This window comes from Spirosoma terrae, assembly GCF_010435915.1.
Classification (GTDB): domain Bacteria; phylum Bacteroidota; class Bacteroidia; order Cytophagales; family Spirosomataceae; genus Spirosoma; species Spirosoma terrae.
This window is the reverse complement of the sequence record NZ_JAAFZH010000002.1, coordinates 232,892-259,272: the sequence shown is the minus strand read 5'-3', so window position 1 is coordinate 259,272 and position 26,381 is coordinate 232,892. Positions and strand designations below refer to the sequence as shown.

26 protein-coding genes are annotated in these 26,381 nt (G+C 45.6%); 9 read left to right on the top strand and 17 right to left on the bottom strand.

What is annotated here, in order from left to right; all coding sequences use genetic code 11:
• Positions 1-174: 174 nt before the first annotated feature.
• The 6 genes from GK108_RS06130 to lysM form a co-directional block, all read right to left on the bottom strand.
• Positions 175-1,326 carry a glycoside hydrolase family 88/105 protein gene (locus GK108_RS06130; protein ID WP_163944461.1) on the bottom strand — a complete coding sequence of 384 codons (1,152 nt, stop codon included), beginning with the start codon at positions 1,324-1,326 and terminating at the stop codon, positions 175-177.
• A 215-nt stretch (positions 1,327-1,541) separates the two neighbouring features.
• Positions 1,542-2,627 carry a M20 family metallo-hydrolase gene (locus tag GK108_RS06125; protein ID WP_163944459.1) on the bottom strand — a complete coding sequence of 362 codons (1,086 nt, stop codon included), beginning with the start codon at positions 2,625-2,627 and terminating at the stop codon, positions 1,542-1,544.
• 290 nt (positions 2,628-2,917) lie between these two features.
• The gene (locus GK108_RS06120) at positions 2,918-3,802 is read right to left on the bottom strand and encodes a S1 family peptidase (protein WP_163944456.1); all 885 of its coding nucleotides are present in this window, start codon (positions 3,800-3,802) and stop codon (positions 2,918-2,920) included.
• 70 nt (positions 3,803-3,872) lie between these two features.
• Positions 3,873-4,145 carry a hypothetical protein gene (locus tag GK108_RS06115; protein ID WP_163944453.1) on the bottom strand — a complete coding sequence of 91 codons (273 nt, stop codon included), beginning with the start codon at positions 4,143-4,145 and terminating at the stop codon, positions 3,873-3,875.
• A gap of 87 nt (positions 4,146-4,232) precedes the next feature.
• Positions 4,233-5,144, bottom strand: coding sequence for a DUF937 domain-containing protein (locus tag GK108_RS06110; RefSeq protein WP_163944450.1), 912 nt, complete (start codon positions 5,142-5,144; stop codon positions 4,233-4,235).
• A 164-nt stretch (positions 5,145-5,308) separates the two neighbouring features.
• Positions 5,309-5,782: a peptidoglycan-binding protein LysM gene (lysM, locus tag GK108_RS06105; protein ID WP_163944447.1), complete on the bottom strand. Its 474-nt coding sequence runs from the start codon at positions 5,780-5,782 to the stop codon at positions 5,309-5,311.
• Between the two features lie 226 nt (positions 5,783-6,008).
• Between lysM and GK108_RS06100 the strand changes: the two genes are divergently transcribed.
• Positions 6,009-6,785, top strand: coding sequence for an outer membrane beta-barrel protein (locus tag GK108_RS06100; RefSeq protein ID WP_163944444.1), 777 nt, complete (start codon positions 6,009-6,011; stop codon positions 6,783-6,785).
• Positions 6,786-6,831: 46 nt separating this feature from the next.
• Here GK108_RS06100 and GK108_RS06095 read toward each other — a convergent pair whose 3' ends face one another.
• Both GK108_RS06095 and GK108_RS06090 read right to left on the bottom strand, forming a co-directional pair.
• A complete protein-coding gene (locus tag GK108_RS06095; protein ID WP_246224723.1) occupies positions 6,832-7,440 on the bottom strand; it encodes a hypothetical protein in 609 nt (202 codons plus the stop codon).
• A 70-nt stretch (positions 7,441-7,510) separates the two neighbouring features.
• Positions 7,511-7,846 (bottom strand): winged helix-turn-helix transcriptional regulator, encoded by a 336-nt coding sequence (locus GK108_RS06090; protein ID WP_163944441.1) that lies wholly within the window; start codon positions 7,844-7,846, stop codon positions 7,511-7,513.
• A gap of 531 nt (positions 7,847-8,377) precedes the next feature.
• On the opposite strand from GK108_RS06090, the gene miaA reads away from it, so the two are divergent.
• Positions 8,378-9,280 carry a tRNA (adenosine(37)-N6)-dimethylallyltransferase MiaA gene (gene miaA, locus GK108_RS06085; RefSeq protein WP_163944437.1) on the top strand — a complete coding sequence of 301 codons (903 nt, stop codon included), beginning with the start codon at positions 8,378-8,380 and terminating at the stop codon, positions 9,278-9,280.
• Positions 9,281-9,304: 24 nt separating this feature from the next.
• Here the strand turns inward: miaA and GK108_RS06080 are convergent, their stop codons facing one another.
• From GK108_RS06080 to GK108_RS06045, 8 genes are all read right to left on the bottom strand, one after another.
• On the bottom strand, positions 9,305-9,598 hold the full coding sequence (locus GK108_RS06080) for a rhodanese-like domain-containing protein (RefSeq protein WP_163944434.1): 294 nt from the start codon (positions 9,596-9,598) through the stop codon (positions 9,305-9,307).
• A gap of 49 nt (positions 9,599-9,647) precedes the next feature.
• Positions 9,648-11,516, bottom strand: a complete 1,869-nt coding sequence (locus GK108_RS06075) for a T9SS type A sorting domain-containing protein (RefSeq protein ID WP_163944429.1) — start codon at positions 11,514-11,516, stop codon at positions 9,648-9,650.
• A gap of 23 nt (positions 11,517-11,539) precedes the next feature.
• Entirely contained in the window at positions 11,540-12,319 is a 780-nt protein-coding gene (locus tag GK108_RS06070; protein ID WP_163944426.1) for a PASTA domain-containing protein, read from the bottom strand.
• 93 nt (positions 12,320-12,412) lie between these two features.
• Positions 12,413-13,006 (bottom strand): riboflavin synthase, encoded by a 594-nt coding sequence (locus tag GK108_RS06065; protein WP_163944423.1) that lies wholly within the window; start codon positions 13,004-13,006, stop codon positions 12,413-12,415.
• A 30-nt stretch (positions 13,007-13,036) separates the two neighbouring features.
• On the bottom strand, positions 13,037-13,804 hold the full coding sequence (locus tag GK108_RS06060; protein WP_163944419.1) for a class I SAM-dependent DNA methyltransferase: 768 nt from the start codon (positions 13,802-13,804) through the stop codon (positions 13,037-13,039).
• Positions 13,805-13,807: 3 nt separating this feature from the next.
• A complete protein-coding gene (locus GK108_RS06055) occupies positions 13,808-14,770 on the bottom strand; it encodes a glycosyltransferase family 2 protein (protein WP_163944417.1) in 963 nt (320 codons plus the stop codon).
• A 22-nt stretch (positions 14,771-14,792) separates the two neighbouring features.
• Positions 14,793-15,884: a DegT/DnrJ/EryC1/StrS family aminotransferase gene (locus GK108_RS06050; RefSeq protein WP_163944414.1), complete on the bottom strand. Its 1,092-nt coding sequence runs from the start codon at positions 15,882-15,884 to the stop codon at positions 14,793-14,795.
• Complete coding sequence (locus GK108_RS06045) at positions 15,881-16,273, bottom strand: sugar 3,4-ketoisomerase (protein ID WP_163944412.1); 393 nt, start codon at positions 16,271-16,273, stop codon at positions 15,881-15,883. Before GK108_RS06045 ends, GK108_RS06050 begins: the two co-directional genes overlap by 4 nt.
• 194 nt (positions 16,274-16,467) lie before the next feature.
• Between GK108_RS06045 and GK108_RS06040 the strand changes: the two genes are divergently transcribed.
• The 7 genes from GK108_RS06040 (at position 16,468) to GK108_RS06010 (ending at position 24,684) form a co-directional block, all read left to right on the top strand.
• Complete coding sequence (locus GK108_RS06040) at positions 16,468-17,100, top strand: DUF1684 domain-containing protein (protein WP_163944409.1); 633 nt, start codon at positions 16,468-16,470, stop codon at positions 17,098-17,100.
• Between the two features lie 106 nt (positions 17,101-17,206).
• Entirely contained in the window at positions 17,207-19,636 is a 2,430-nt protein-coding gene (gene pheT / locus GK108_RS06035; RefSeq protein WP_163944406.1) for a phenylalanine--tRNA ligase subunit beta, read from the top strand.
• A gap of 59 nt (positions 19,637-19,695) precedes the next feature.
• Positions 19,696-20,034, top strand: a complete 339-nt coding sequence (locus GK108_RS06030; RefSeq protein ID WP_163944405.1) for a hypothetical protein — start codon at positions 19,696-19,698, stop codon at positions 20,032-20,034.
• Positions 20,035-20,081: 47 nt separating this feature from the next.
• The gene (locus GK108_RS06025) at positions 20,082-20,369 is read left to right on the top strand and encodes a cell division protein ZapA (RefSeq protein ID WP_163944403.1); all 288 of its coding nucleotides are present in this window, start codon (positions 20,082-20,084) and stop codon (positions 20,367-20,369) included.
• 101 nt (positions 20,370-20,470) lie between these two features.
• On the top strand, positions 20,471-22,081 hold the full coding sequence (rny, locus tag GK108_RS06020) for a ribonuclease Y (protein WP_163944401.1): 1,611 nt from the start codon (positions 20,471-20,473) through the stop codon (positions 22,079-22,081).
• A 106-nt stretch (positions 22,082-22,187) separates the two neighbouring features.
• Complete coding sequence (locus GK108_RS06015; RefSeq protein WP_163944399.1) at positions 22,188-22,826, top strand: DUF4230 domain-containing protein; 639 nt, start codon at positions 22,188-22,190, stop codon at positions 22,824-22,826.
• Positions 22,827-23,082: 256 nt separating this feature from the next.
• Complete coding sequence (locus GK108_RS06010; protein WP_163944397.1) at positions 23,083-24,684, top strand: sensor histidine kinase; 1,602 nt, start codon at positions 23,083-23,085, stop codon at positions 24,682-24,684.
• A gap of 6 nt (positions 24,685-24,690) precedes the next feature.
• On the opposite strand, the gene GK108_RS06005 is transcribed toward GK108_RS06010, so the two are convergent.
• Positions 24,691-26,325 (bottom strand): NFACT RNA binding domain-containing protein, encoded by a 1,635-nt coding sequence (locus GK108_RS06005; protein WP_163944395.1) that lies wholly within the window; start codon positions 26,323-26,325, stop codon positions 24,691-24,693.
• Positions 26,326-26,381 lie beyond the last annotated feature (56 nt).

Sequence of the window (26,381 nt, the reverse complement as noted above, 5' to 3'; positions counted from 1 at the left end):
ATACGGCATTTGTTGGCATCTATTCTGAAAGCCATTATTAATTTTCCGCGCCCAACGATACTTTTTACAAACCCAGTTCAGATAGCAGAACCGAGTCTGTGTCATTGGTGGTAAAGCACTTATTCTTGAAAAGCGTCGGCCAGCAAGGCTACTGAAGCAAAGCCATAATAGGTTCTAAGGATTCAGTTTGATCATTTCCGATCCAGCCAGCAAAAAAGCTCCTGTTCCATAAACCTCCCAACTGTCTTCGCTAAAGTTACGTCGAGGATCAGCGCCGATGGGCTGCACCCAGCCAACCCGTCCTTCCGGCGACATCAACTTTGTTAACGCTATCCACGCTTTTTCAACAGCAGGCTGGTAAGTTTCTTTAAGCAAAATTCCCTGATTGATTCCCCAGGCCAGGGCGTAACAATCGAAACCAGAGCCACTGGCTTCTCCACCAGGATAGGCAGCCGGATCGAGCAAACTGGCCCGCCATAAACCATCTGGCTGCTGCAATGAAACGATACGTTCACTCATCTGCTTGTAGAGATCAATATAGAATGAACGCGTCGGATGTTTAGGTGGTAATTCATTCAGAACGCGTACCAGGCCACCTAATACCCAACCATTTCCACGCGACCAGAAAATCGGCTGTCCATTGGTTTCTTTCTTACCTGCGCCCTTGGCATCAATCAGATAGTTGGCATCACGGGCAAATAGATGTTCTCGTTGGTTATACAGTAGCTGATACGTTTGCTTAAACAGCAAATCAGAGAATGTATTAAAAGCAGGATCATCCAACGTAGCACTTAGCTTAGCTAATGTAGGCGGGGCCATAAACAAAGCATCGCACCACCACCAGGTCAGGCCATGTTTTATGATTTCATTGCCCGATACGGTTCTTAATTTATGAATCGTATCGAGGGTGGGCTGAATCATACGCGGATCTCGTTTAATACGATACAGGTCAATATACGTCTGACAGACAGCAATATCGTCGGCATGATCGTATCGTGGGCCCGGACGCCATTTTGCTCGTTCACCAATGGCTAACAATGAATCCAGTATTTCGGCAGACTGCGTTGCTTCGTAGGCGGCAAATAAACCAGCATAAAATGCGCCGTTGGTCCAGTCAGTAATACTGTGTTTAGGATGTTTAAGCTGCCATTTGGCGGATTTAACTAACGCATCCTTAATATAAGCTGGCGAAAACGCTTCGTGGCTATACGTATGGTTTACTGCTTGATTTTTTTTCGATGAGCCCTGACTAAAGCTCGTTCCTGCCAATACGGTTACACTCAGGAACGTAATAAAAACCTGATTTACGCTACGCAAATTTCTCATTTTCAAGGTTACATTTCCGAGGAAAGAAATGTTTATATATTCAACTACTGACTAACTAAAACAAAGGATCCATACAGTTTTACTGCTAATTGATTAACAAAAATTAGCTATCTCTCTAAAGACCGTATGTATTGGGAGAAGTCATCTCAGGCAATTCAACGTATTGCGTCGAACTGCCATACCAGATAACCAACTATTCATGTATCGCGAATTGCTTAGAGAACCTGCTCTACCATTTGAATGTATCCTGTTACTCCTTCTTCTATTTCGCGGAGATAGATAAATTCATCCGCCGAGTGCGAACGGCCAGAATGACCAGGGCCACATTTAAGCGAAGGGCAGTTCAAAACGGCCTGATCCGACGTTGTAGGCGAACCGTATGTATAGCGTCCCAGCGCAAGACCAGCCTTTACGATTGGATGATCGGCAGGAATACTGGAGGGTTTTAACCGAACCGATCGGGGATGCACTTCCGATTGAATGTTTTCCCGTATGGTGTCAATTACTTCTTCGAGCGTGTACTGCTCCGTTACACGGGCGTCGATGGTAAACGTGCAGGTATCCGGCACTACGTTGTGCTGCGTACCCGCATTAATCAGTGTTACCGACAGTTTGACTGGTCCAAGCGTTGGCGATACTCTGGGGAACTGATACGTAGTAAGCCAGTTAATATCGCGAATAGCCTTGTATATGGCGTTATCTCCCTCATCGCGAGCGGCATGGCCGCTGATCCCATGCGCTGTACAGTCGATAACCAGCAGCCCTTTCTCAGCTATTGCCAACTGCATTTCGGTAGGTTCGCCAACAATAGCAAAGCTAATTGGCGGAAGCTCAGGCAGTAATAACTCCAATCCATCTCGCCCCGAAATCTCTTCCTCAGCCGAAGCCGCCATCACGATATTGTAGGCCATATCCGGCCGATCGTAGAAATAAGCAAACGTAGCGAGTAAGGAAACCAGACAACCACCCGCATCATTTGACCCAAGCCCAAACAGTTTATCATCCTTTACGAGTGGTTCCAGCGGATCGAGCGTCCAGGATTTGTTGGGTTTAACGGTATCATGGTGCGAGTTCAGCAAAATAGTAGGCTTTTGCTCATCGAAATGGCGATTTTTAGCCCATACATTATTTTTCAGGCGCTGAAAAGGAATCTGTCTTTCCTGAAAAAAATCACCTATGATACGAGCCGTTTTATCTTCTTCGCGGCTAAACGATTGTGTCGCAATCAAACGTTTGAGTAGCGCCAGCGCATCAGTAGCAAAGGGCGTTATCCGGTTCGTCTGAGGAGTAAATTCGGACATAAATAAAGAGTTGGCCGCGCAAAGATAAAGCCAACTCTTATTTATTGGGATAATGACGCCGTTTAATCCGTTTGTTGACCAGCTCTAACGAGCGCCATATATTAATAGATGTCAGAATTTCAATACCAATTTTGCCGCCATTTTTTTGTTCCTGCGCATCCAATATGGCGATTTCACTACGTCAGACGCACTTTCTTTTTTTCAGTGAACTGACTCTACCTGCCAATGGCTGCTCTAAGAAAATTGGTAAAAATTTATTGCCTATGAGCAAGCCAATGAAAGAGCGGGCATTAGGCTTCATAAAATTTTACCCCCTTTTCTCTCAGGAAATTCTTGATCACGTCCACATGCACGCATTGACCGACATTAAGGAAGGGGTGGTTTGATACGCGACTCTTGCGCCCATTGACGAGTACTTCGCGATCGACAATATCGAATCCCAGATGCAAATGACGAGTTGCCGACTGCATTCCGTATACTAGCCCGCCTGTATCGAATAAAGGGCCACCACTCTGGCCCCGGAGTCCTGGAGTGCTTATTTCAATACCCGTAATCCCGCCATTCTCACTTAATAACCGAGTGATAATACCGTCGATAGGAAAACGCGGAGACGTAACACGACCTTCCGATGTCCATTCGATATCGTCGACTTCCGAGCTAAATCGAAAATTAGTAAATTCAGGAAATGGATAGCCCAGGCGGCATAAACTCCTACCGGGCTTGATCCGGTTTGTATCCTTCACGAACGTAGCGTAGGAGTTATATAATAGCCGTTTGTATCCTTCGAAACGTAGCAGGGCCAGATCCTGCGTTGGGTGCATATCAATCGTCAGTTTCTCATACTGATCGACACAGCCAATAAAATTATTACGGACCCGAATAATAGTTTCGGACTGGAGTTTATACTGAACTTCCAGATCACGGATCAGTTTGGCAGCATTCTTTTCACGAGAAACTCGGCGTCGAGCCCCCTGAAAATTCAGATAATTGTGGAGAATCGGTTCGGCCTGCGTAACTAGTTCAGCAACGTGTTTGCACGTGATAGCACAGCCCAGCTCATTTACAAAAAACAACGTAGCGCTGCCTGGAACAATTTCATCGTGGCCATACAGCCGAATAATCGAATGAAGCGGTCGGGTGTAAAGATCTACGCGCTCAATGGCGTCAACAAACATAAAAAAATCGGACAGTCAATTTATCCAGCAATATAGCCTATGGACTGATTGGCTGCCCGAAATATTACGTCTATTTCTTTGCTTTTACCTTAATTTCGGCCGGAACAACCGCTCCCCGAGCACTAGCGCTATCGGGCGGGGCTTGTATGGGCGCATCCAGGCTTGAATTTATGGTGTCGCCCTGACGACCAAAAACGGAGCTATCACTAGCGGTTGAATTAGACATTCCCTCCGATTCCGAACTGGACTTATTGCCCGAACAGTTGGAGAACATCAATCCTGAACTGGCGAATAAGCTTGCTATCAGCCATACCCGCCATTGTTTTTTTCGACTATGCATCATAATTCATATACGTTGAGTTTACATGTAGTAACCAACGTATTCTTTGCACTGTTTGGCCTTTGTTAGCTTAAGCTCCCTTTTTATGAATCAGGGTTTTACAGCCGATGAATCCCGAATCCCCAAAGCCCCCGGTGCCGTAGAATCGCCAACCTGTCCGTGTGCTTCTTCGATACTTTGTTTTGTCGATACCGATGTATCTTCTACCGCATTGGATTCGATACGAGATGTAGAGTCGGTACTTACGCCATCGATACTGTTCTGATTTTCACTACATTTCTGTATTAGTAGAGCCAGTATTAGACCAGCAATTACGATCATTGCCCAGCGTAACCAACGAACATTTTCCCGTCGGCGATCACCCTCGTCGCTTTTAGGGATATTGGGGTTCAATTCCGTACCACTGAAATTATCGGACCCCTGCACGTCGGTGGTTGGCCCGGCAGGCGTAACGAGCTCTTCAAATCCAAGTAAACTACTAACTGCTTCCAGACCACTCGGCACGGCCCGTCGGAACTCAGAAGCCTGCCCAAGTAGCAACGTAGTAAGACTGTGAGCCGTCAACCCTTTCTCCTGTTCCTGGCGCCCAAGAACACCCATCAAAATTGATCCGGCCAACTCAAAAATGAGCAGAGCCGACTCTGGCTTCACGCCACTATACATCGCAACCAGTTCTGTGGTTCCTGTAAGTTTATCGTCAAGCATTTGATGCAGGAATGTACGGGCCGAAGTAGACGTATCCGCTAGTTTTCGGTCCGAGTCCGTTACCTGACTTATGTCGAGCGGATTATTGCTATAGTCGGCCTTATCCAACGTAGCAATCACGGACGAAGCTCCGCCTGAAGCCTGCACTCGTTTGGTCAAAGCACCCAGCAATATAGGCACTGAGCCAGAAACGGCCTTTGATAGGTTGGCGGGTGCTTCGTTGAGATCACCACTAAGCTGATCAATGGCACCCGGCGTAAATTGATCGTTCAGATACGATAACAGATGAACAGCCATAAGTTTTTCATACAGTTGAGATCATGTAAACGTATCCACCGACGGAATGTTCGGAAAGAAGATCTCCCCTTTCGTCTATCAATAGAAAGGCTGAACAACACCTGAGAACATATTTTTTCTGTGCTCGGGTACTGTTCAGCCTTGTGTATATGATTACGGATACCCTACAATTGAGGGATACGTAGCACCTGATCTGGATAAATCAAATCAGGATCTTTCAGCATTGGCTTGTTCGCTTCGAAAATGATGCCGTATTTCATTGGATCACCGTATACTTCTTTAGCGATTTTCGACAGCGTATCGCCCGATTTAACCGTATAGTATTTGCCTTCTGGAGTTGGTTCATCTACCTCCAGTTGGTTGTCTACAGCACTTACGCCTTCAACATTACCTACTGCCAGAGCGATTTTTTCGGCGTCTTCCTGCGATTTAACCGACCCTAACAGCGTAACGGTATCTCCTTTTGTTTTTACCGTTAACGTATTGTAAGCCAGACCTAATTGCTTTACGTGGTCCAGCAAGGCCTGAGCACGTACTGGTTCAACTTTCTCAGCCTGTACTGGATCAGCAGGTGCTGCCGTTTGCTCCTTGTTAAAGATTTTTTCGCCTACTCCTTTGAAAAATGATAAGAGCCCCATTCGTTTAGCGTGGTATTATTAGTGAAACATCTATTTTGTGGCTGGCAAATAAGCCAATTAATCTATGTCAAACAACCCTGTAATTGTGTTAATGTTTACTCTATTAACGAGAAAGGCTAATAACATTTAAATAATAATAGCCGTTTTAGATGCAGAGATGGTCAATCTCAACGTTTAAAAACCGAATTCTTCTCATTTTTTCCCGACTATCTTTTATCAACGATTTATGCAACGGACCTTGCTCATTACGCTATCCCTCCTTTTCTGCGGACTAGCTGCCTTAGCTCAAGAAAATTTTGAAGGAGGCATCAAAGGAGGAGCAACCTTTACCCACGGGTATACGACTATTCCGCCCGTTCCATTAACTGCGTCGTTAACTGTTCCTGAACTAAACAATAAGAATAATGGCATTGGAACAGGTTATTCGTTTGGTATCTGGAGTCGGAAGAATTTCGATAAATTTTACATCCAGGTAGAAGTGGATTACAACCGTTTTCTGTTAAATCAGAAAACCGATTTCTCGGTATCGGCGGCAGTAGCGGCAGCATTGGCTGGCCAGCCCTTGCCATCCCAAATCCCGGCAGCAACACCAGCCAGCATTAATACGGTCTCAGAATCGGTTCTTGAATCAGTCAATATTCCTATTTTGTTTGGCAAAAAATGGGCCGATGGCAAGTTCCGGGCTTTTGTAGGTCCTAATTTATTATTTACGACAAAGGCACAGGCAACTCGTACGTCGACGGTTAGTATTTTGTCGCTTACGATTCCAACGCCAGAAACTACATCGGATTTAAAAAATCCAAATCCGCAAAGTCCATCCGAAACTCTTCTGGAAGTTAAACCATTTACGTACGCGGCCGAAATCGGTGTAGGGTATACCTTTTTCCGACGCCTTGATCTGGACGCCCGATATGCGTTGCCCGTAGGAGGAATTTATAAAAATAAGGATATTACTGGCTTCCTGGGCATCGCTACGTTATCCCTGGGCCTACGATTGTTCTAAAAACTGAATAAGCCAGTAAGCATACCGTAACGGTATGCTTACTGGCTTATCGACTGGCCGACTGATCGATGGGTTGCTCAGTTACAAGCGTATAAGCTTTACCGTTGGTTTTCAACCGATAACGTATCCTGTTAACACCACCCGTTGGCTCGGCATTGGCATCACCTGAATTGTAAATAGGATACTGGCGACAGAGTACATCCCGTTCTACCCACAAACTGTCGTGCCCCATATAGCCATCCGGCATCTTCAGCCAATTTGCTGCCTGTATATCGGCCTTGCGTTCCGCTAAGAACTGCCACCCATACACACGACCAAATGAGCCGCTGCCATCACTGGTACTATATACGTACAATTCAGGGAATCGGTTATTATCTAAATCAGCGACTTCCGCTCCTACCACTCCCCCATCAATCCGCGTTCGGAAATTGGTTAATAACAATTCTCCTCTGTAGGCTTTGATAATAAGGTCGCGCACGGCTCCACTATCGGCAGCCGTGATATGGAATCGATATACGTTATAGCGCAACGAATCTTCATAAACAACAGACGCTGGTCTTTTATCCGTATGATAACGATCAGACTGGCTCCCCGAGGGCACCAGTGCTAAACCCCACCATAAAGAAACCAAAAGTCCACTGATCAATAGTTTCATGCGCTCCTCCGTACCCAATGATTCAAAACCAATAACGATACGAAGTCAAAAATAGTTACGTCTGCTGACGTTATACGTCAAGAAACGTTTTACCTATTGTTGCAATCTCCTTCAGAACTGGAAGTATTTCGCGCGCTTTTGGGGTGAGTCCGTATTCAACGCGGGGAGGCACTTCATTGTAAGACCTTTTCTGTAGAACCCCTAGCGATACCAGTGTTTTCAACTCCTGAATTAGCACCTTTTCACTGACTTCAGGGATCATACGGCGCAACTCACCATATCGATAGTCCTGTTTGCTCAATTGAAAAATAATGTACAAACGCCATTTGCCACAGATGATGTCTAATGTTCTTTTTAAAACTGGCTGGGAGATTTCTGACAAGTTTTCGGTATTATTTGCGTTCATGAGAAATGAATTCACTAACCTTTTGGTATGTAACTCACTGACTAGTAGGCACTTGGCTAACAAAGGCAAAGATAAAAATTTATGTCATATATACTATATAGGACAAGCATTTTGTTTCTGGCAGAGTTCTATTGTAATCATTTCAGATTAAAATTAACTTACCTTAGCAAAAATAGTCGTCAAATTTATATAACAAAAAATTAACATCTATACATTCTTAACCAGATCAACATAATTTAAGTAATTATAAATGGAGATACAGGGTTAACAAATAACAGAAAAAAGTGAGCAAATGACACCATATTATTTGATATTCCTCAAGAACATACCTATTTGTATCTAATATACATCTAATACAAACAAAACAAGTACCGTAAATATACCTATAGAACGACAAAGCTATGGCTATATAACTATAAATCCTATATACTAGAAAATAAGAATAGATTACATACTGAAGCTATTCGTATAAAAAGCAGTTTTCAGCTTTACTTCAATAATTTTGTATACATAACAATCTGAAAATACGTATTGAAAACACTACTCGTCATAGCTGGCCCCACGGCAGTAGGCAAAACCGCGCTCTGCGTGCGTCTGGCTAAATCCTTACAAACCGACGTAGTATCTGCTGACTCAAGGCAACTTTATCGTGAATTATCAATTGGAACGGCTAAACCAACACCCTATGAGATGGATGGCGTACCACACCATTTTGTAAGCTCACATTCAATAACGGAAGCCATAAACGCAGGTCGCTACGAACGGGAATGTCTCACGCTGCTCCAGGAATTATTTCAGAAAAAAGACGTAGTAATTTTATCAGGTGGAACGGGACTATATATAAATGCAATATGCGTCGGACTGGACGATATGCCCACGGTCGATCCAGCACTGCGGCAGTCTCTTCGTGAGCGATGGGAAACGGAAGGCTTAGGCCCGATTCAACAGGAACTCCAGCATCTTGATCCCGATTATGTTCAGGCAGCCGATATGAAAAATCCTGCGCGGGTCTTACGAGCGCTAGAAATTTGCCTGACAACAGGTCAGCCCTATTCACTATTTCGCAGGAAGCAACCGATCGAACGGCCATTCAAGTCGGTTTTTGTCGCGCTGGATCGTCCACGCGACGAACTATATAAGCGTATCGATAGCAGAATGGATGCTATGCTGGCAGCAGGGCTTGTAGAAGAAGTCCGTTCACTGCTGCCGTATCGTGACTATAAAGCCTTACAAACGGTAGGCTATCAGGAGGTTTTCCCTTTCCTGAATGGCGAGTACGAGTATGAGGAAATGGTACGTCTGTTAAAACGAAACTCCCGACGATATGCGAAACGGCAACTTACTTGGTTTCACAATCAGGGCGATTATCACTGGTTTGGCCCAGACGATGACACAGAAATTCTTAAGCTAGCAGTAGACAGCATCCATGTCTGACGGTTACTGTCTACTGCCAGCCACTTATTGAGCGCGATACGCCAGCATACCGCCAATAACGTTACGAACGTTATTGAAACCGTTCTGCTCCAGAATTTGCTGGGCCATAGCGCTACGTTTACCCGAACGACAGTGCACAATTACTTCTTCATCCTGCAAACCGTCGAGTTCATCGAGTTGATACGGCAGATCGCCAAGCGGTATTAAACGAGCCCCAATGTTGTCGGCTTCGTATTCGGCGGGTTCCCGAACATCAATCAGATTAAGCGTTTCGCCTTTCTCCAGTCTTTCCTTTAATTCCTGTACGGTAATATCCATGTTTAGTATGTTTTGCTACTCGCTCTTACATAACGATAGGCAAAACTGATTAATGGTGAATAATAAGTCGTTGAACAACCTGCCGATCGCCTTCCACAAGCCGTACTACATACAGACCATCGGGCAGATCGCTCAGATCTAACAGTTGCTGCCCCCGGCTTGGTTCGGCTTGTCGGATTAGTTGACCCGACAGACTCAGTACGTCTAGTCGTGTTACTTTAGAACTCTCCCAACGTATTACGCCCGATGTTGGATTTGGATACGCCTGCAACGGACGTAGCGGCTCTGGCTCTGGCAAAGCAGTAACAATGGTATCTGGCTTCCCTCCCATTATTGGTCGAAGCATAAAAGCACCCTGCAGTTGCAGTGGACGATCGGGTTGTAGGTTCTGTTCCCAAATAGTGCCTCCATTGTAGAAAATCTGATCACCAAACGGGCTGTTCTTATCGAATCCGAGCCGTAGGAACGTAGTATCACTCACGCTAATTTGCTGGTAACCAACATAGAACGTATCTTTCACCGATACTCCTCTATCAAAAGGGAACGTAACGAACCCATTCCGATACGATGGATATTGCGTCGTAAACGACTGACGATAAATAGCGTTACCCGGACGCCCGTTTGTGTTGCTATAGACCGTAATAACAAACGGCTGACCTGTTTGATTTAACCGAATCGGAACGATGCTGGCCATGATTCCAGCCATTATATCTGGCTTATTCAAAATAAACCGGACAGCTACCTGCTCGCGGGGGCCAATTTGGGCGGCATACTCCCAGGACCCATCGTCATAAGCATAGTAATTACCAAGAACGGCAACTCTCGAAATAGTATCGTTCTGCCGTAGATTCACTCCAGGAATTGAGGGATTCTGGTCGTCAGTTGTCAGTATATCAAATTTATAGCGTAAAACGGCTCTGGTTGCTGAACCAAAGCTGGTAACAGGATCTGGCTTAACGACCTTACGCTGAGAACTAAGTGCCTCAATCGGCACAGAGGAGATTTGGGGAAGGTCCTGAATGAGTCGTCCAGACACCTCATCGCGTACTGTGAAGCGAAACGTTGTAAAGTTGAATGTGCTAAACCGATTAACAATTTCTGTCGATACAGAATCGGCCGTTTCAGCACCGGGATTGACTGTATACTGCGTCAATGGCATAGCCGTATATCGTTTTAGAAACGGAGTTGGCGCCACGCGAATAGCAACATCTTTGACAAACCGATCTGTATTACTACGTCCTTTGTTCAGATAGATGTAATCGATATTCCACGTATCAAATGGGCCTGACGCGCGCCCGAACGACCGAAACCGGAAAGCAAATCCAGCATGCAAATAGCGCTGGTCGCGAACCGGTATAAAAACCTGAAAGAAATTATTATTGGGTTCACCCCCAACTCGCCACCATACCGTTCGCCAAACGTTATTAACGTCCAGAAACTGAACCGTCAATGAATCGCCCGGTAAACGTGTTAGCGAATCCCCGGCATCGGGTAGCTCACCCAGCCCTTTGATTTGCCAGTAAAAACTTAGATAGACTGAGTCACTGGCCGTCAGATTGGCGAGGTTGATTGGTAACGATGCTAACGTATCGGTATAGCCCTGGGCCAGTTCGTTGTTAAAAACGTAAGGTAACCCGTTGGCCCGTAATCCGTCAAACGACGCTACGTTAATCGTTGGCGGATTAATCGCCATCGTGTTATTGATGTACACGCCACTACCCGGTTGCCAACGAGCGGGGTCGGGCTGATCGATTCCCGGCTGTCCTGAGGCTGTTGAAAAGTCGTCGAAAAAAGGCAAACTCAGAGGAGCCTGAGCGTAGCCAATGAACGACAATAAACAGCACAGTACTAACAGGAAACAACGTAGCAGCCGCTGATCAAATCGTTGATGCAGAAATAGAGGTAGCGCAATATTCATGTACAATAGGTTCCGGAAGCAGATTACTCCTGGTTGGGTTCTATTGGCCCTACAACCCACAAATCCATTGTTTCGCCAACACGGATTCGTTCGCCCGACCGGGCTTCGGGCCGTTGCCGAACAACAGTGCCAACTTCCTTCTCAGGATCTTCAACGGAAATTTTCGTGCCAACTTTAAGATTTGACCCCCGAATTGCCGCTTCTGCCTCATCTAGTTGTAAGCCTACAACGTTCGGAACTTCAAACATCGTATTTCCTAATCCGTCCCCAATTTCGAGGTCTATTCGGGCTCCTTTTGGCACTGGTGTTCCCGGTGTTATTTCCTTGCCATTATAGAGCTGACGTAGTACTGAATTCTTCGCTACGTCGGGGACGTAAATTCGTTCGCCTTCTATGAGCCCCAGCGCTTCAAGTGTACGGGCGGCACTACGGTCGATCATATCCACCAAATTAGGCATTGATACCATCGGAGCAACCCGCTTAATGAGCGTTACGTATATTTTACGTCCTTCCTTTACCTTAGAGTTGGCTCGCGGATATTGCTGAATAACTGTCAGGGGCTGAGCACCGGCCACAAATGTACAATCACTGACTTCGTAGCGTAAGCCCCGGTCATCCAGAATATTCTTCATCTCATCGAAACTCAGTTTCGACACGTCCGGCACGGTAATCGTTTGACCATGATTGGTCGTAAAAGGTAAATACACGAAAAAGAAACCCAGAAACAAAACGGCCATCAGGGCCAAAACAATGCCAATCTGAATCAGCAGGTCAGGTAGAGATCGGGTGCTGATTTTAGCCATTCAGTCAAATAATTGGTGGAGATGAGATTTATGGGTTTTTATATATGGGTCTGTTTACCTAAAACGCCCAAAATTAGCAGAATATAAAAACGATTACCGATAGCCTGCCAGCATTTTTTTGATGTACTTTCCTACAACGTCAAATTCGAGGTTAACAATATCGCCCGGTTTCAAATCGCGAAAATTTGTGTGCTCATATGTATACGGGATAATTGTAACCCGAAAACCATCGTCATGCGAATTGAAAACAGTTAAACTGACGCCGTTGATACAAATAGACCCTTTTTCGACGGTTACGTTATCGGCTACGGTTGGATCGTACTGAAAATCGAACAGCCAACTGCCGTTCATATCCTGTACGTTGGTGCAAATACCGGTCTGGTCTACATGCCCCTGAACAATATGTCCGTCAAATCGGCCATGAGCGGGCATACAACGCTCCAGATTCACACTATCGCCCGGTTTGACGCTGCCCAGATTGGTCTTTTTCAGCGTTTCATCAACGGCCGTTACGGTATAGCTCCCATCGGCAACGCTCGTAACGGTCAAACAAACACCATTATGACTTACGCTTTGATCTATTTTTAGTTCTGGCGCCATCGACGACTCGATTCGGAACGTCAGATTCGTACCTTCTGCTTCTATGCTGGCTACGGTACCTGTAGCTTCTATAATTCCCGTAAACATCGTTGATTAGTAATTACGCTTCCTCCAACACTATCCGGCCGGACTTAGTACGACAAACAACGAACTTCCAAACGGGGTTCGTTGTAGCAGTTTATCTTCTATATGGACAATCTGATAGAGCGTTTCGTTCAACCATTCGCTGGGCAAATATACGTCCGACTGGGCATTATCGGGCTTTTGCCAGCCCAGCCGAAGCTGTGCGTTCTGCCACTGACGCATCAATAAGATCATCGGCGATAAGACAAAACTCCAGTAAGTCGACTCCAGAATATGCAGACTGACTTTAGTCGCCAGCATCGTAAAGTCGGCTTTAACAAACCGGCGAATACTACCAACCGCCAAATCATGCTGCCCTCGAAATACATTGAAAGCGTTATTATTACAGATCAGCAATCCGGTTGGTTTAAGTCGTTTCACTAGTTCACCCAGTAATCGGTCGAGATCGGCGTCGTTGAAATAGCAGAAAACATCATTACAGATCAGGACATCATAACGGGCGTCTGGTTCAAAAGACGCTATCTCATTCAGATTGAGCAACGTAACCGAGAAGCCACGTTTTTCGCAAAACGCCACCGCATCCATTGATCCATCGATACCTTGCAGATTTGTATATCCATTATGCCTCAAACTGGCAAGCATTCCGCCCGTACCACATCCGACATCGAGTATAGTAATGTCTTTACGGTCGGGATAACGCTTCTGAATGGTTTTAACAACTCGCTCATGCAGAATACGATACCACCAGAGCTTCTCCTCCAGCTGAAACATTTTCTCATATTCTTCAGAAATCCCAATCATACGTTACGTGCTTAATTCGGAGCGGGTTGAGTGTATTTCGTTACGTTGGTTAAAACCATGTCGCTGCTTTTCAACATAAGGCGGCACACCACTACTGGTCATAAATAATTTCCCGATGTATTCGCCTATTATTCCCAGAAAGGTGAGCACCAACGCCGTTGCCATCCAAACCGACCAGCTGATAATGGCCCAGCCCGGAGTGGACCACGTATTGGTTAGTCGGCCAAGTAGCAGACCAAATCCCGCCAGAACACTAGCAATCAGCAAACTAAACCCAACTATGGTAAACAGGCGAATTGGCCAGACAGAATAGCCAATCAGCACGTTCAAAAAAAGACCGACCAGTTTTTTAACCGTATAGTTTGATCGTCCTTCGACCCGGTCCATGTGCGGTACCTCAACACTGCCGACGTTACGTGTGACCCGAAAAATCAGTCCATCGATGTACGGATAAGGGCCAGTATAGTTTACGATTTCGGCCACAACATCACGCTCAATTAGCTTAAAACTAGACAGATATAAACCCTTTGGTTTGCCGAGTGAATACGTGGTTAAGGTATTAACGAGCCAGCTTCCCAGGTTTCTGAACCAGTGATGTTTCTTCTGAGCATAGCGACTGTACACGACGTCGTAATTCCCCTGCACGGCTACGTCCATCAGCGTCAGAATAGCTTCGGGAGGATTCTGAAAATCGTCGTCAATAATGGCCGTATATTTTCCACGAGCGTGTGTTAATCCGCACAGCACAGCATTGAATTCCCCAAAATTCCGACGCAGCGATATGAATCGGACATTATCGTAATGATGCGTAAGCTGTTCACAAACAGACTCCGATTGATCAGCACTCCCATCATTGACCAGCACTACGTCAAAGCGTTCCTTTTGCAGACATTGTTGAAGCCGATCAACGAGCGGTTTAATCGTTCGTTCGCTATTATAAACAGGAATAACAACCGTCAGTTGCATACAGTAGCTTTTTAAAGAGGTATTATCGATCAAACTGATTGATTGCGTCAATCACCAATGTTACGTCTTCGTCCGTAAGAGCCGGGTTCAGCGGTAAGCTAACGACTTCCCGATGTAGCTGTTCCGAGATAGGCAATGAGAGCTGAGCGTAGTGTATATAGGCCTGCTGTTTGTACGGAGGAGTTGGATAATGGACGTCGGTACCAATTCCTTTTTCGCTCAGGAAGGAACGTAACGCATTACGGTCGGGGTGCCGGATAACGAACAAATGCCAGGCGTCCTGATCGATCTGATCGGCAGGCGGCAACGTAACAGCCGGATTAATGATTCCTTCCAGATAACGTCGGGCAATGGTGCTACGTCGTTCATTATCCGCTGGCAGATGCGGTAGCTTGGCCGACAGGATGGCGGCCTGAATTTCGTCCAGGCGGCTATTATGCCCAACATAGTCGTTTACGTATTTCTGGGCTGATCCGTAATTCCGTAAGGCACGTAGCTTCGCTGCCAGCCTATCATCGTTGGTTGTTATAGCACCCGCATCACCCAAAGCGCCTAAGTTCTTACTAGGGTAGAAACTCCAGCCAGCCGCATCGCCCAGATTACCGGCTTTCTTCCCTCGATACGTAGCACCGTGTGCCTGAGCCGCATCTTCCAGAATTGTTAACTCATAGTGCTTTGCTATTGCTCGGATTGACTCCATATCGCAGCAACGACCATATAAATGCACCGGCAGAATGGCTCTGGTTCTCGACGTAATGGCCGCTTCGATACGTGTCGGATCAATAAGGTAGGTCTTGGGGTCGGGTTCTACCCAAACTGGCGTTAGGTCGGTTAACGTAACGCTCAAAATCGACGCGATATACGTATTAGCCGGAATGATGACCTCACTACCAGCCGGAAAACTCCAGGCTTTCAGAACCAAGGTTAGCGCGTCGAGGCCGTTGGCTACACCCACACAATGCCGGGTACCACAAAAACTAGCAAAAGCTTGCTCAAAGGCATCGACTTCACGACCTAAAATATACCATCCAGACTGGACTACCCGGTTTATAGCTTCCTGTATGCTACGTTCATGGGGACGATTCAGGCGTCCTAAATCCAGAAAAGGAATCATGCCGAGTGAGCTAGCGCTCTGCTATTCGGGTAGGGTTCGTAGATATAATCGTCTTTGTCGTATAACCGATTAGATACAACCAGTAAGATCGCATCGTCGGAAAACTCGTCCATTATATGCCAATCTTCCGGCTCTAATACCAGACAATCGCGGGGACTATCCAACCAGTAAGTAGTTTCCTCAATTCCATTATGACTGTAAACGCGGCATCGGCCATTGAGACAAATAAGCGCATGCCAGGCCTGATGATGCCGATGCCCAGCTCTTGGATGTTGTCCGGCACCATAAATATAAAAAACACGCTGGATCGTTCCCGGAATAATATTCTCGAAAACAGTGAGGTTTCCTTTATCGGATTCGAACGTTTTTAGCTGATAAAGTTGAGACATCGTAGAGAGGCAGATATAGAAGCTTATGAAGATTTATACTTTGACGCCAAATATATTAAAACAACCTAAAAAAATAATATAAGTAAAAACCCCTAAAGGTTACATAGACAATTCTTTAATTTATGAAGGCCGAATTGTTCAATTAATTACGTCTATTTTAGTGGATTTCAATAAAATTTCGCACGTTTGCACCTATGTTGAAAAACAAGTATTTGCTGGCAGGGGTTTTCCTGCTCATTCTGGCTGTTCTGTATTTTAGCTTTTTCGACAACAGTCCTTCCTCATCCGGCAATCTGGATGCTACGGTAAACGCCGAACAGTACAATCAGCAACTGAGCGAAGAGCGAAAAAAAAAGGATGATTCGTTCAAAACCGGAGCTGACTCCCCGCTTACCGATAAAGCCAATTTTAAAGGCCTCTCCTACTTTCCCGCTGATCCATCGTACCGGGTGATTGCCCGACTAGAGCCTTTTGCCGATAAAACACAGAAACTCGTTGTCCGCATGAGCGATGGCTCAGAAGAAGTTTATGACAAGTTTGCTCACGCCGTTTTCAATCTTAATGGGGAAACCTGTCGGCTTCTGATTGTCAAACTTGCCGACACCTATTCGATCCTATTTCGGGATGCCACATCGGGCAAGGAAACATACGGTGGTGGGCGCTATATAGAGCTTTCGCAGGCACAACTGACGGCTAATCAGGCTATATTGGACTTTAATACAGCCTACAATCCTTACTGCGCCTATAATCCCACCTATGCCTGTCCGCTTCCACCAGCAGAAAACAAATTAACGGTAGCCGTTAACGCTGGTGAGCGTTATCACTAACCTCCCAAGCAAACTCAGTTGCCGAACAGTACGATCATTTGCTTTTCTTAATTTAGCTTCCCCCTTTTTCTCCTTACCTTTGTCATATTTATTGCATTGGTATCGTATGGAGATTTCCTATAAATGGTTACAAGAGTATATTGAGTTACCTGAATTACCTGAAGTTGTTGGCAAAATACTGACCGGTACAGGTCTTGAAGTTGAAGGAGTCGAGAAAATTGACGCCATCCCAGGTGGCCTAGAAGGCGTGGTGATTGGCGAAGTTCTGACCTGTTCTCGCCATCCGGACGCTGATAAACTCAGCCTGACTACGGTTGATGTGGGCGCTGAACAGCCGCTTCCTATTGTCTGCGGTGCGCCGAACGTAGCGGCCGGTCAGAAAGTTATTGTGGCTCTCGTGGGAGCAACGTTACATCCTTCTTCCGGTGAGCCATTCCAGATCAAGAAAGCCAAAATTCGGGGTGCAGCGTCAGAAGGGATGATCTGCGCCGAAGACGAAATTGGATTAGGTGCTTCGCATGCGGGCATTATGGTGCTCGACACCGATCTACCCAATGGCACGCCAGCCGCTCGTTACTTTAACCTGGAAGCCGATTATCAAATCGCCATTGGCCTGACGCCAAACCGCATCGATGCGGCTTCTCACTTTGGCACAGCCCGCGATCTTAAAGCGGTGTTGAATCGTCCACTGACTATGCCTTCGGTCGATGGTTTTTCTGTCGACAACCAGGATCGTACGCTCAACGTACGGGTTGACGACGTAGTGGCCTGCCCGCGCTACACAGGTTTAACCATCAGCGGTCTTACCGTTCAGGAATCGCCCGACTGGTTAAAACAACGTCTGCTCAGTATCGGGCTTAACCCTATCAATAACGTCGTCGACGTAACGAATTTCGTCTGTCATGATCTCGGGCAACCACTTCATGCGTTTGATGCCGACAAAATAGCGGGTAATGAGATTATTGTACAAACACTTCCAGAAGGCACGCCGTTTGTGACGCTCGATGGGGTTGAGCGTAAACTCACCGCTACCGACCTGATGATTTGCGATGCCGAAAAGCCAATGTGCATTGCGGGTGTATTTGGCGGTCAGAACTCTGGTGTTACTAGCCATACAACCAGCATTTTTCTGGAGTCGGCTTATTTTTCGCCTGCATCTGTCCGCAAAACCGCACAGCATCATGGTCTGAAAACCGATGCATCATTCCGGTTTGAGCGCGGTACTGACCCTAACATGCCTGTTTTTGCTCTCAAACGGGCTGCGTTGCTCATTCAGGACGTAGCGGGGGGCGTGGTGAGTTCCGACATTACGGATCTCTACCCAACGCCAATTGATCCATTCCGGGTACAGGTTCGCTATAAAAACATTGACCGTCTGATTGGTATCCAGATTGATCGTACCGAGATCCACCGTATCCTAAGTGCATTGGATATCGAAGCCGATGAAGTAAATGCCGAAAGTTTCATCGCCGTTGTGCCCGCTTATCGGGTAGACGTAACACGGGAAGCCGACGTTATTGAAGAGATTCTCCGTATTTATGGCCTGGATAACGTACCGTTGTCGGTCCATCTTGCTGCCGATACGCTCTCCGAGTTCCCTAAAGTCGATCCAAACCAATGGCAGAGCCGGGTAGGTCAGCTTTTGGCCGCCAATGGTTTTTATGAAATCCTTACTCTGTCGTTAACCCGACCTGCTTATAACGATGCCATTCGCTCGACACTGACCGGCGCCGACGTAACACTTCTGAATCCGCTCAGTGAGGAGTTGTCGGTTATGCGTCAAAGCCTGTTGTTTTCATCGCTCGAAACGCTGGTATACAACATCAATCGTCGTCAGAAAGACCTGAAGACATTTGAGTTTGGCAAGATTTATTCTCAAACGCAAAGTGAAGATGGATCGACCAAATATGTCGAAAAAATGCGCTTAAGTCTGGCACTCGTTGGTAATCAGGAAGCTGAAAGCTGGCAGCAGAAAGCGCAGTCGGTGGCTTACCACGACCTGGCTACGTCGGTGCAGCGCGTTTTGAATCTATTCAGAATAAAACAGATTGATACACAGCCTGCTGACCCATCTTTGTTCCAGTATGGCTTGACGTATCTGGTTAACAAGAAACCGTTAGTGAGCTTAGGTTTAGTACAACCTAAACTGGCGAAGTTAGTCGATCTGAAACAACCGGTATTTTACGCGGACTTTGACTGGAACGCCCTTCTTAAACTAGCTAATTCCAAATCACGTTACGAAGAAGTACCACGGTTCCCTGAGGTTCGTCGGGATTTATCGCTTGTGCTGGATAAGGCCGTTACGTTCGAGCAAATCCGTCGGCTGGCGCATCAGACCGAACGCAAGCTGTTACGTTCGATAAATGTTTTTGACGTTTACGAAGGAGAAAACCTTGGTTCGGGTAAAAAGTCGTATTCTGTGAGTTTTACACTTCAGGACCCAACTCAAACGTTAACAGATGCCACTATTGACAAAACTATGCAACGGTTGATTAGTGGTTTCGAACGAGAATTGAGCGCTGTTATTCGTAAATAATGATTGACTGATTAGCTTGCCGATTGTTGATTTTTTGTCAAGAGTTCAACCAGTAAAGTATGGTCAGTGAGCTTCAAATCATAGCCTTAGTAGAACAACTCGAACGAAAAATTGGGTTGCTCAAGGGGATATGTGATGATGCGAAGAAACGAATTAACCAGTTAGAAGAACAAAATTCAGAGCTGAATGAGAAGCTAAAAGAACAGCAAACGCTCTCGAAAGAGTTACAGAAAAAACTGGATAATTCAGAAAAAAAGATTTCAAAGTCAAAAGACTTTGGTATTATTGTAAATAACAATCTGTCTGGAACAGATACGAATGCCGAATTTAAAAAACAACTCGACGAGTATATCCGGGAATTAGAACGGTGTATTGCTCACTTGAGTAGTTTGTCATAAACCTAAATTGGCTCCCGGGCAAAACCCAATCTGAGCCGACCGCAGCGATGGAAGAATTGTCTATTCGCGTAAAAATTGCCGACCGGTACTATAGGCTTTTTGTAGAGCCGGAATCGGAAGCAGTCGTGCGCGAGGCCGCCAAACTGATTCAGGACGAGCTGAACCAGTATCGAGATCTAGGGATCAACGATACACAGGAAGCTTTGGCCCGAATAGCCTTCGATTGCCTGATAACTAAGCTCAGAGGAGAAAGACAGATGCAACGATTACAACAGATGGTGTTTGACAAAATAACTCAATTAGATCAGGTCGTCACGCCGGCCATAACAACATAACAACGGCGGGGCAACACCCCACAATACCTGGAATTGTGCAGGGCACTCGTATCGCGGCAGGTTGAATGGTTTATTTGTTCACCCCAAACGATATAAGTACAATGGATATTCCACTTTGGTTAGCCATTCTGGCCGCTTTCGCTGGCGGAGGGATTGGGCTAATGATCGGACGCCGAATGATGGCGTCCGATCATGCCAAACGCGAGCAGGAAGCCGAAGAAAAAGCGGCTAACATCCTGAAAAATGCTGAATTGCAGGCCGAGACAATTAAAAAGGACCGGATGCTGGAGGCAAAGGAAAAATACCTTAAACTAAAATCTGAATTCGAAGAGACAACCAACCAGAAACGGACTATTCTTCTTCAGAACGAAACAAAATTAAAGCAGCGGGAACAACAACTGAACCAGCAGGCCGATCAGCAGCGGCATCGTGAAAACGACCTGAATCAGCAACGTAATGAACTCGCTCAGCAAAAAAATAGCTTATCGCAACAAGTAGATGCGCTTAACCGGCGCCGTGAAGACGTTGACCGTCGACAGCAGGAAGCCGATCGAATGTTGGCAGAACAGGTAACCCAGCTTGAAAAAATAGCGGGTCTTTCAGCCGATCAGGCCCGCGAACAGTTGATCGATACGCTCAAGGCAGAAGCCGAAACACGAGCATCGTCCTACATAAAGAGTATTATTGAAGAAGCGAAATTAACCGCTACGAAAGAAGCGAAGAAAGTAGTTATCGAAACCATTCAGCGTACGGCGACTGAACATGCTATCGAAAACTGCGTTTCCGTATTTAATATCGAATCAGACGACGTAAAAGGTAAAGTTATTGGCCGCGAAGGTCGAAACATACGGGCTCTGGAAGCCGCTACTGGCGTTGAAATCATCGTTGATGATACGCCTGAAGCAATCATTATTTCAGGCTTTGACCCCGTTCGTCGTGAGATTGCCCGGCTCTCGCTCCACCGTCTGGTACAGGACGGTCGAATTCACCCCGCCCGTATTGAAGAAATTGTTGCCAAAACCCGCAAGAACATTGAAGATGAGATTGTCGAGATTGGCGAACGAACCGTAATCGACCTGGGAATCCACGGCCTTCACCCGGAGTTAATTAAAATGGTAGGCCGGATGCGTTTCCGATCCAGTTATGGCCAGAACCTGCTCCAGCACTCCCGCGAAGTTGCCAAATTATGCGCAACTATGGCCGCTGAGCTAGGTCTCAATGCCAAGCTGGCTAAACGCGCTGGTCTGCTCCACGATATTGGGAAAGTATGGCCCGAAGAAGCGGAACTTCCTCACGCTATTCTGGGCATGGAACTAGCCAAGAAATACAAAGAAAATCCAGAAGTAATTAATGCCATTGGCGCTCACCACGATGAGATTGAAATGACCAGCATGATCTCGCCAATTGTGCAGGTATGTGATGCCGTATCGGGATCGCGGCCAGGAGCGCGTCGCGAAATGATGGAATCGTATATCAAGCGACTTAAAGAACTGGAAGAATTGGCCGGAAATTTCCCCGGTGTTACAAAATGCTACGCTATACAGGCCGGACGAGAATTACGTATTATGGTGGATGCGGATCATGTTTCGGACGAAAAAGCAGGAGCTCTATCGTACGAGATTTCGCAAAAAATCGAGAAAGAAATGCAGTATCCTGGCCAGATTAAAGTGACTGTCATCCGCGAAATGCGGGCAGTAGCTTACGCGAAGTAAAAGCCAGTTTCACGAGGTATGAAGGGGCCATAACCGGCCCCTTTTTGTTTTTAATAAACCCGTCTAAAATCTGTTACTTTACTGCTGATCAGTTGTCTTAACGCAGATGGATTTTCTAACGATAATTTTATTGATCCTTGTCGGTGCCGGTGGAGGCATTGCATTTGCCAACATACTACGTAGCCGTTCAGGCAAGGCTGATGTCCGATATGAATCAACGCTCTTATTAGAACGTATTGAGAAGGTCTTTAAAGTGGTCATGGCAGAGGGATATTTCTCCGAGATTTATAATTATCAGGACCAGAAGAAAATTCTTTATCTGCTTAATGATCCCAAAAAAGCCATGATCATTGCCAAATCGAAGGTTCTGGTCGGTTTCGATTTTGCCAAAGTACGTTTCCGAAACCCCGACAGCGGAGATAAAAAATTAGTTATCGAATCGTTCCCTCAGCCGGAAGTTTTATCGATAGATACCGATTATAAATTTTATGATATACAGGCTGGGATTCTGAATCATTTCAGTGGTGACGATTACACACAGATTCTGGAAGAAGCCAAAAAAGCTATGAATGAACGGGCTCTTCAAAGTGATCTACCTAAAATTGCCAATAATCAGATACAATACATGATGTATCAGCTAGCGAATTCAATGGGTTGGCAGCTTCAGTTACCCGAAGCCGAACAAAAAAAGCTCGACGAACTGAAGAACCAAGCTGAAAGCAGTCCGTTATTCCAAAAAGACTGACATTGGTACTGTGCTAAGAGCACGTTGTTGAAATTATAGACTATTCATCAATTATTTAACGGTCATCCAGTTTAACGCTTTACAACAATCCTCTCATAGTCTAGTAGTTAACTTTTTACAAGAAAAGCATTATTCCACACTATTGACTGGTCTTTGCTACGTCAATCACATCACTTTAACTGAATTATTTATACGAAATGGATAAAACTTAAAGTTGTGTAATTACGTATCTGCCTGAAGACCTCCCGTAACTTTCATGAATCACCTACCTCTAACCCAATCAGCTTTCGGTGGCTTCGAATTATCGGTAGAAGAGCGATCTTTCCTGTGGCAACAAGCATTAACGCACTCCATTAACGGTTTAGTTGGCCTAATAGCAGTTCGACATGACGATAACCCTCAGGGACAGATCATAAACTTCCGGTATCTTTTTGCGAATAATACGGCTATAAAAGACACCCTGGGTAGCAAAAATGGCATAACAGATCTTACTGGCCATTTACTAACCGACTTTTTCCCAGCGATTAAGGAAACTAAACTCTGGGAAGCCTATATTAACGTTGTTGAAACAGGAGAAGCCTGCCGGGTAGAGCAAAACTATCGCATTGATGATCGGGAGATTTGGGTTATTCAATCTGCTGCCCCTTTCGGTCATGATGGTCTGATGCTTTCTTACACTGACTCCAGTGATCTGCATCAGACAGCCCGACGGCTTGCCCGACAAACAACACTGCTCAATGGTGTTCTGAATTCATCGCCTAACGCTATAGTCGTTTTTGAAGCCGTTCGCAATACACAGCAGGAAATTATCAATTTTCAGATTTCGCTCACGAATCGCCAATTCGAGAAGCTGATAGACCAGGGAAACATGCACTTCATGGGTTTGATGCTAACGGATATCTATCCAATCAAACCCGAACGTATTGAACAGCTCAAGCAACGCCTGAGTGCAGAGGAAAGCATTCACCTGGAAGAATACGTTGCCGTATTGGAACAATGGCTTTCTATTACACTAACACCACTGAATGACGGCTTTGTTGCTACTATACAAAACATTACGGCATCCAAACAGATGCATCAGCAGCTTAAAAGTACGGTTCAGGAGCTACATCGTTCCAATAAAAGCCTTGAACAGTATGCCTACGTAGCATCGCATGATTTGCAGGAACCGCTACGTAAAATTGTATCGTTTGGCGATATGCTACATAGTCAGCATGCTCATGAACTGAACGAATCGGCCAGTGATCTCATTCGGCGTATGCAAACCGCAGCGGATCGAATGCGCTCACTGGTTCAGGATTTGCTGGCCTTTTCGCGGCTATCAGGCAACTCGAAAAAATTTAAACCAGTCGACATGAATCAGTTGGTCTCAGCAGTAATCGATGATCTGGAACTGACCATTCAGGAGCAGAATGCCCATATTATTACCGATCAACTCCCTACCGTTCAGGGCGACGCATCGCTGCTACGTCAGTTGGTTCAGAATTTGTTAAGTAATGCGCTTAAGTTTCAAAAACCAAACTCAGATCATACATCCAGCCTTCCTCAGGTCGTAATAAGCGGGCGTATCGTTACTAATGCCGAACTGCCTCCCGAAATAATTGCTTCGTCGACCACAACAACGGATCGTCAATTTGCGGTTCTAACGATTGGCGACAATGGTATCGGTTTTGATGAGCGCTATCTGGACCGGATTTTTACCATATTCCAGCGACTACATGGCCGTTTAGTCTATAAAGGAACTGGGATGGGCCTGGCAATCTGTAAAAAGGTGGTAGATATTCACGGAGGTTATATTACCGCTAAGAGCCAGGAAGGACAAGGCTCTACCTTTCAGGTATATCTCCCCAGCGTTTAGTTGTTTTTACTCTTTCGGCACTACCATCACAATATCTTCTTTCTCAACAATTACCTGCCCCTCGGCAAGTCCTTTCGGCTTACGAACGTATTTCTTTGGTGTCACAATAACAGGGCAAAGGCTATCAGTGCGCCGTTTGGAATACCAGGCAGCCAGTTCGGCAGCTCGTTCTATTACGTTCTTCGGAAAGGGTTTACCAGCCTGATATTTGATAACAACGTGAGACCCTGACACGTCGCGGGCGTGCAGCCATAAATCCTCTTTAAACGCGTACTTCTGCGTCAGCAAATCATTATTCCTGGCGTTACGTCCGATCAGTATCCGAAAATTATCCACAATTGCTTCTTTAAATAATTGCGAAATCTCTCCCTTATTTCTACCGTCTTCATTCTGCAGGTTATGCAACTTGCTATAACGCCGTAATTCTTTCAATGTATTGATCGCTGCCAGATCTGTTTTCTGTTGGTCGATTTGCTCAATCTCTTTCTCGCGCGATGCAACCTGAGCCGCCAGAAACTCTTCTTCTATTTTCTCATTTTTAGACTTTCGGTAAAAGTTTTCAGCATTTTTCTGGGGACTCAAATCGGGTTTGAGCTTAATCGTAATTGGTTCATCGCGATAAAAATCCGTCAACGTAACAGACTCCGGCGACTTTGCTCCAGGAACAGCCTGGATGTCGTGCAGATTCGCCATCAATATATGTCCCATTTCTTCGTGGCTGGCCCCTTCCTCACGGGCAATCAGACGCTGCATATTTACGTCGATGAGCGATTCGGCCCTTTTTTTTCGCTTGTCGAGCACCCGAAGAATTTCTCCTTTTTCCCGATCGAACGTATCGACACCGTTGTAAAGGCCATAAAAACGATTGGTTGCCGCAATAGGATCAGAAAACTCCTGCAGAATATCGCCAACGGGCAGCAAGCTTAAGGTTGGCCTATACTGAAGTTTTGTTACGTAGTAAATTGGGCTTTCCAGCTGTTTCACTACGTCCTGAATAAGTATCCATTGTTGCTCAGGCTGAAGCTTTTGCTTCTGGAATTCAGTGCTGAGCCAATCATTAACAATTTTGCCAAATGTTGGAAATAGCTTCCGATGGTCAAAATCAGCTTTTTCAAAAGCATCCCAGGACTGATCAATAGGTCTATCAAAGGTATCGAATATAAGCTGGTAGTCGGCTACAAGTCGCTGATTGAATAATTCGACTACCGTGTTATGGTAAAATGCCACTAGGTTTGGGCGATTACCAAAAAATTTAAACACCATTGCGTAATTATCCTCCAGTAAAATTGCCAGACATCGTTCATTGAGGAACGATCGTACACCAATAACTACCCTTCCTTCTTTTTCAAACGCTGGATTTGGCGAATCATCTTCGGAGAATTTACTGATTGCTTCGAACAAATCGACACTATTTGTACGGGCCCGACGAACCGTTTCAGGAAACGACAAACCAGAGAAATCGGGCCGTAAGGTTGCTTTGATATAAAATGGTTTGTAGTAATTCAGCCTTCCTTTAGCCTGTGCAAAGACAAGAACAACTTCGTCTCGATCCTGGCTAAAACATTCCATAAATCGTAAGCCAGTCAGGCTTGTTTCAAGAGCGGATGCCAGTTGACGAAGGAAATAAAAATTAGTATGCATAATTAAGCAAAGATATACTTTAAAAAAGTCCCTCTATTGGCTTCAAACAAAGTATA